6 protein-coding genes are annotated in these 6,605 nt (G+C 63.1%); 5 read left to right on the top strand and 1 reads right to left on the bottom strand.

Features of this window, described 5'->3' with window-relative positions; genetic code table 11:
- The first annotated feature begins 264 nt into the window (after positions 1 to 264).
- From AC2VON_RS12510 to AC2VON_RS12490, 5 genes are all read left to right on the top strand, one after another.
- Positions 265 to 966, top strand: a complete 702-nt coding sequence (locus tag AC2VON_RS12510) for a hypothetical protein (RefSeq protein ID WP_046284843.1) — start codon at positions 265 to 267, stop codon at positions 964 to 966.
- A gap of 115 nt (positions 967 to 1,081) precedes the next feature.
- Positions 1,082 to 2,284 carry an ImmA/IrrE family metallo-endopeptidase gene (locus AC2VON_RS12505; protein ID WP_486953252.1) on the top strand — a complete coding sequence of 401 codons (1,203 nt, stop codon included), beginning with the start codon at positions 1,082 to 1,084 and terminating at the stop codon, positions 2,282 to 2,284.
- A gap of 22 nt (positions 2,285 to 2,306) precedes the next feature.
- Entirely contained in the window at positions 2,307 to 3,512 is a 1,206-nt protein-coding gene (locus AC2VON_RS12500) for a tyrosine-type recombinase/integrase (RefSeq protein ID WP_109401152.1), read from the top strand.
- The gene (locus AC2VON_RS12495) at positions 3,496 to 5,724 is read left to right on the top strand and encodes a tyrosine-type recombinase/integrase (RefSeq protein WP_083079801.1); all 2,229 of its coding nucleotides are present in this window, start codon (positions 3,496 to 3,498) and stop codon (positions 5,722 to 5,724) included. Before AC2VON_RS12500 ends, AC2VON_RS12495 begins: the two co-directional genes overlap by 17 nt.
- Entirely contained in the window at positions 5,721 to 6,134 is a 414-nt protein-coding gene (locus AC2VON_RS12490; protein WP_046284845.1) for a hypothetical protein, read from the top strand. Before AC2VON_RS12495 ends, AC2VON_RS12490 begins: the two co-directional genes overlap by 4 nt.
- 112 nt (positions 6,135 to 6,246) lie before the next feature.
- Here the strand turns inward: AC2VON_RS12490 and AC2VON_RS12485 are convergent.
- The coding region (locus AC2VON_RS12485) for an MMPL family transporter (protein ID WP_486953251.1) at positions 6,247 to 6,605 on the bottom strand (359 nt) is incomplete at its 5' end.

Here is a 6,605-nt window from a genome sequence, read left to right as displayed (position 1 = left end):
GACCGCCCGAACCCGGCCGTCCGCGGGGCGCAGCACGGCGATCTCGGTCAGCCTGCGAGCGCCGGCCCCGTCACGGGCCACGTGCAGCAGCACCTGGTCGCCTTATCAGAGGTTTAACACGTTCTATTGGTCAATCAGCGTGTTTACCTGCACATTAATCATCGTATACATGTATCCTCTTAGGTATGGTTGGCCAAACATTTTCCAAGTTTGCACGGCGTGGCGCGCCGGCCGATGTGGGATACCGGGGTAAAAATTCACCCCATGGACCTACACGACAATCCACAACTGCTGGTGGAGAAGTTCGTCGAGCAGCATGCTCTCGTGTTGGGCGAAACGCATGGCGATCTGTGTGCGAGGTTGGCGGAGGTTCCGGACCGGTACGTCGATCAGGGGAACGATCCCCGAGGAATCACCGTGTCATGCACGCTGCTGGAGACGTTGCTGTTCTCGAGGTGGCGTCGCCAGACCGAGGACTCGACTTTGAAGGCGATCAAGGGCAACGGGTTTGGGATTGTTCTGGTCGACGGGAAGGGGTCTCGTATCGGGGTGCGCAAACATCCACGCAACTGGGACGGCAGCCTGCTCGAATCGGTGGAGTATGTGCCCGGCGAGCATCAGCTGAGTATCGAGGAGGAATTGGGGTACCCAATCGGCGGCGGGGATGGCATTCCGGAGCCTCCCGGGTATCGGCAATACGTACTGTGGTGGCCAGGCAATCTGGGCTTGGGTGGTGCGGTCTTGGCTGCGGGCATACTCACCGACAAGGTTCAGGTACTCTACGCCAGCACTCCGCTGCCGCCACCGATCATGGAGCAGCGTGCGAAAACGGCACCCACCATGGATCCGTTCACGCAGGCTACCGAGGTTGCAATGCCCGGAAAGCGGCGCCGGGACGAGGACTTCGCGGATGCCGACGGCGTCACCGAGGAGACACTGAACGAAGCGCCGCCGGAATCGTCGTAGCCCTCGTGCACACTGCTGGGTGCATGCGGGGCTCCCACTCGGGTGATGTTGAATCGAGCGCACGATGATCGAGGTTTTTGGTGCACGGGTCCGGCAGGCCCGGCTATTGCGGCGCATGACGGCAACTTCTGTGGTGGGCCTGGTTGGCTGGAGCAATGCCCGCCAGACGAAGATCGAGAAGTCTTCGACGATCATGTTGTCCGTTGATGAGGTTGCGGGGCTGTCGGAGTTGTTCCGCTTTCCTGCACGGTTTTTCAGCTCGGAACCGCAGTCTCGCGTATCGGCGGGTGAGTTGCTTTTCCGGGCGCCAAAGTCGATGACTGTTGGCGAGCAGGACTTCTTGGCGACGTTCGCTTCGCTCGCCGGCGATTTTCTCGGCGACCTGGATGAGCGGTCGAAATTGCCTCATGTGAAGGTCCCGTCGATCTGCGGCAAGGATCATCACCGGCCGAGCGCGGTCCAGGCCGCAGGGTGGCTGCGCGAGGCGATGGGGCTAGAACCTCATGAGCCACTGGATGATTTGATGTATGAAACTGAGCGATTGGGTGCACCGGTGATCGTCCGGCGGCGCACTCCGGGTGAGTGGGAGAGCGAGTTCGCGGCCACACCGGGGAGAGCGCGTGACGAGAAGCACTTGGGTTATTCGAGTTGGGTGGGACGACACCGGGATCGCCCGCTCGTAGTGTTGCGCGAATCCGAGTCGTGGGAACGGACCCGATTCACCGTTGCCCATGAGTTGGGGCATTTGGTGTTGCACAGCCGTGGGCACTGCTCGGTGAACTCGGGCGAGGAGTTGGAGGCCAACCGGTTCGCCACCGAGTTGTTGGCGCCCGTCGCCGCGCTGGCGCCGGAGTTGCCACAGGTGATGTCACTGTTGAACCTCAAACCGCTCAAGGACAAGTGGGGCTTGTCGTTGGGTTCGCTGATCATGCACATGCGTGACTCGGGATTGATCGACGCTGATCGCGCAAAAATGCTTACCACACAACTGTATTCACGGATCAATCCTGAGACTGGGCATACCTGGGGTATGACGGAACCCGGATGGAACGAACGTGACCCCGAGCGGCCCAGGCTGCTGCGCAAGTGGGTGGAACGCTGCTACGGGGATGCCTCGGTGCCGATGCTGGCCGCACGCGAGTCAATGATATTTCCATCGGATCTGCTCGAATGGTTCCTGGCTACGCAACGGCCTTCACCTGCATCTGACAGGCGCCCGATGGCTGCCGTCGGGATGCGCGGTGCTAGCGGATCAGCCCCGGAAGAGCGGCATCAAGTGGTCCGCCTCGACGATTTCCGTCGCGGTAAAACTCCATGAACGGCGCGAGAGGCTGCTGAACGTGGCGCGGGTGCAGCGGCTGTGTTTCCCGGACCGGCCTGATACCTACACGGTGGTCGGCGCCGATCGGCTACCCGTTGCACCTGCCCGAGAGTACTTGCGGTTCCTCGCAGATCAGGGCGCGTCTCCAAATACGGTGCGTGCCTACGCATACGGGCTATCGGCGTGGTGGACGGTGCTCGAACACACCGGCGCGGCCTGGGATGATTTTCCCACTAGCCTGTTTGGCGAGTTCCTGTGTTATCTGCGGACTGGGGATCTGCCGGGCATGGTCCGTATCGGTGAGCCCGGGCCTGGGATGGCCGAGTCGTCGTTGCAGCCGCGGGGGGCTGCGGTGTTGTCGATGTACCGGTACTTCGCCGACGCCCACGATTTGACCCGCCCGTACCGCCGCTTGTTTTCCTCCCACGCCCGATCCTCGCGGCGCCGCTATGCCCCCACCCTGGCTGGTGTCGGACCGCGACGTGATCAGGAGGTGCCTGTGCACCGCCGGCGTGCACCCAATCGCAGCGAGACGCCGGTGTTGTTGCCCGATCAAGTCAACGCCATCCTGGATGGCTGCAGTGTGCAGTCGCCGTCGGGTGAGTGGACCGGCAGCGAGGCGGGTTTGCGTGACCGGTTATTCTTCGCCGTCCTGGCCGAGACCGGAATGCGAATAGGTGAAGCATTATCTTTGCGCCACAATGATTTCCATATCACCGGGGGTGAGACTCCGTCGATTCTGGTGGCCGGCCGCGACGATCACCCCCATGGGGTACGAGCCAAGTCCGGTGCACGCCGGATCTACATCGGCGATGATCTGGTAGCCCTCTACAGCGAGTACGTGTGGCAGCTGATCGGGTGGGCCGCCGACGTCGCGGTTGCCGATCTGGCGTCGCACTTCGTGTTCGTCAATCTGGCACGCGGCCAGCGCTATGCACCGTTGCGCCCGGAAACCGTCTACGACAAGGTGGACACCCTCACGGCCGCCCATGCTGATGTGTTGCCGCAGGACTGGACTCCTCACTGGCTGCGCCACACCCACGCTACAGCTCTGCTGTTGTCTGGGGTGCCTGAACACGTGGTGATGCGCCGTCTCGGCCACGCCGATGTGCAGACCACGCTGTCGATCTACGGGTGGGTGACCGCCGACGCCGAGATGCGCACGGTCGCGCAGTGGAAGAGCTTCGTCGCCGGCTGGAAGGTGAGCCATGACTCAACCCCGTAACAGTCACGTCGATTCTGCAGGATCCGCGGCGGCCACCGTGTGGGATCGGCAATGGCAGCAGGTCCCTGAATCGTGGCGAACTTTGCACTACCGCATCGACGCTGCACCGTTCGACGCCGTGTTCGTGCGCAACCAGCGCTACCTGAACAATCCCGACGGCCACGACTTCACCCCCGCCGATGTCCCAGAACGCTTTCGCCAAGAAATGGCGTGGTGGGTGTGGTTGTGCGGCCACGAAGGAATCCGCAAGATCGAGCCGTTCCTGCTGAAGTGGACGGCCGTCGCCTTGACCGACGCCGCCGCCGAGCACCAGCAGCGGTATCACCGGCCTCCAGTGAGCATTGCAGACCTCGCGGCCGAGGATGTCGTACGTCACGCCGTGGTGCGCTTTGAGCGCCGCAACGCCCGCCTGCCCTCCGCGGGGGCTCGGCGCCAGGTCGTGGCCTTGATCGAGCACCTGCATCTTTACGTATCGGTGCGCTGCACCGATGCCCCGTGGTGGGCCCATGACATCTGGGATCTACGGGCTGATCCCCGCATACCACAGCGCGAACATGAACCCAGCCATGACCAAGTCGTCAAACTTGCCGCGATCCACCCGCCCTGGCTGCGTGAGGGCGTGCGGTTCTGGCTGCGCACCTCCATAACCGCGGAATTGCTGCGCTGGTCATCGGTAGCCGATCGTGCTCGCAACATGGCCAGGCACCTCGGCCCGTTCTTGGCCGCCCGCAACATCAGCACCCCACTGTTGGCCGATGACCGCGCCGCCCTGCGGTTGTTGTTCACCGAGTTCTCCAACTACCTGAAATCCCCATCCGCACAGTTCAAACCAGACCGGCCGTTGTCAGCATCCGCGGTGGACTCGACCCAGTCGCAGGCCCAGGTGTTCTACGCCTTCATGGTTGATCACGCCGAGGAAGCCGCTGCGGCGACCGGCGACCCCCGGTGGGCTCAGATCACCGACACCTACACGCGTCTGTGGGGCGCGGCGTTTCGAACGCGCCGCGCCAACCGGCAGCGGGAGCTGACGTGGTTCTCCACGTCGGAATTGCAGCAGATGCTGTGCTACCTCGATGTGCTGGCGGCCGATCGCGGTATGCCGGTGGCCATCACTCACCCTGATGCAACGATCTCGGTTGTCGCCGGCCTCGGAGACCCGCAAGCCGCGCGCGTCTGGCTGCTGCAGGCGCTGACCGGACGCCGAGCCTCGGAGATACTGATGCTCGACTTCGACCCTCTGACCGCTATTCCCGGCCAGGAACGCCCCACAGATTCCGATGACCCCAACGCATTCGTCGCCAAGTTGCGCTACCAGCAGACCAAGGTCGACGGGGTACTGCCGTCGATCCTGGTTGAGAAGGCGGTGGTCAACGTGATCACCGAACAGCAACAGTGGGTTCGCCGCCGCTACCCTGGGCTGAGCCCGAAGTACCTGTTCCTCGGACTGCGCCACCAGCATCAGGGCCACCGGGCCCGCACCTACCAGTCCTACGGTGTGGCACTGAACAAACTCGACAAGGTTCACGGCCTGGCCGACTCGGCCGGGCGTCCGCTGCGGTTCAGCCAGACCCATCGGCTGCGCCATACCCGGGCCACCGAGTTGCTAAACGACGGCGTTCCCATTCACGTGGTACAGCGATACCTTGGGCACGCATCCCCTGAGATGACCCTGCGCTACGCTGCGACGCTTGCTGCAACAGCTGAGTCAGAATTCCTGCGGCACAAGAAGGTCGGCGCACACGGCACCGATATCGCAATCAGTCCATCCGATATTTATGACATGACTCAACTGGCGGCCCGCACGGATCGGGTACTTCCCAACGGCGTGTGCCTGCTTCCTCCGCTGAAGAGCTGTGACAAAGGAAATGCTTGTCTGTCATGCGGGCATTTCGCCACCGACGCCACTCATCTCGACGAATTGATCGCGCAGCGCGCCAAGACCGTCAACTTGATCGAGGTCCGCCGCGAACAGTACCGGCGACGTAGCGGGCGGGAACTCACCGACGACAACGTGTGGATTCACGAACGGCGCCGGGAGATCGCCTCTCTGGACGCGATCATCGAGCGTCTGCACACCGACACCGAGGGCCTCGCGAACGGAGCCAGTGTGGGCGGTGCTGGTGCCTCAAACCGGTTGCCGCTGTTGAAGGTCAAGACCCGCGGCAGCCACGAATCTGTTCTACGCAAAGCCGACCCCAACGCAACCGGATGAGGCAACGCCCCCCTCCCCCTTCGGATAACGCCCGCCGCGCCCTGGCCGACTACCGTAAGAACATCTCCCAGACCAAGCGCCGGGATATCGAACGCGCCATCAAACACCTGCGCAAGACCAACGCCATCATCAACATATCCACCGTCGCTGCCCGCGCCGGCGTAGAACGCAAGACCGTCTACAAGCACCGCGACCTCGTCGCGATCATCGACGCCTACCGACGCCAGCCGCCTTCGCTCGACGCCGCGACGGGCCGCGAGAGCACCGTCGTAGCCGCCCTACGTGCCCAACTGGTCGCCAAGGACGGTGAGATCCGCGCACTGAGAACCAAGCTTGCCGAACAAGAATCGACAATCGCACTGCTCTACGGACAACTCGACGCCGGAAACGGTGCAGGGGGCGGCGGCTAATGGGTGCCATCGCAACAACGGCTTGGGGCACCGCCTGCACTTCACTCGCGATTCCAGCCATTGTGGCGCCGAAACCACGCACCCGTAGCCGTAATCCCCCAATCTGCGGCGGTTACAGGGTGCCTGTGTCGTAATACGGATCGCTCAGGCGGGCCTGACGGTGTGGAGGTGGGATAGAGCGCGGCGTGTTGGGCCACCAGCTGGCTTCGCGCAGGAGTGTGGCGATGGCGGGGACGGTGAGGGTGCGAACGAGGAATGTGTCGAGTAGGAGTCCGCAGCCGATGATGAGGCCGACTTGGATCATGATCGCGATGGAGCCGAACATCAGTCCGAACATGCTGGCGGCGAAGATGATTCCGGCCGAGGTGATGACCGAGCCGGTGCGGGCGACGGTGCGCAGTACCCCTACGCGAATGTTGTGTTTGGATTCCTCCCGCAGCCGTGAGACGAGCAGCATGTTGTAGTCGGCGC

The organism is Mycobacterium sp. TH-M82 (assembly GCF_057473605.1).
The sequence above is the reverse complement of the archived record's forward strand: the minus strand, read 5'-3'. Positions and strand labels throughout refer to the sequence as shown.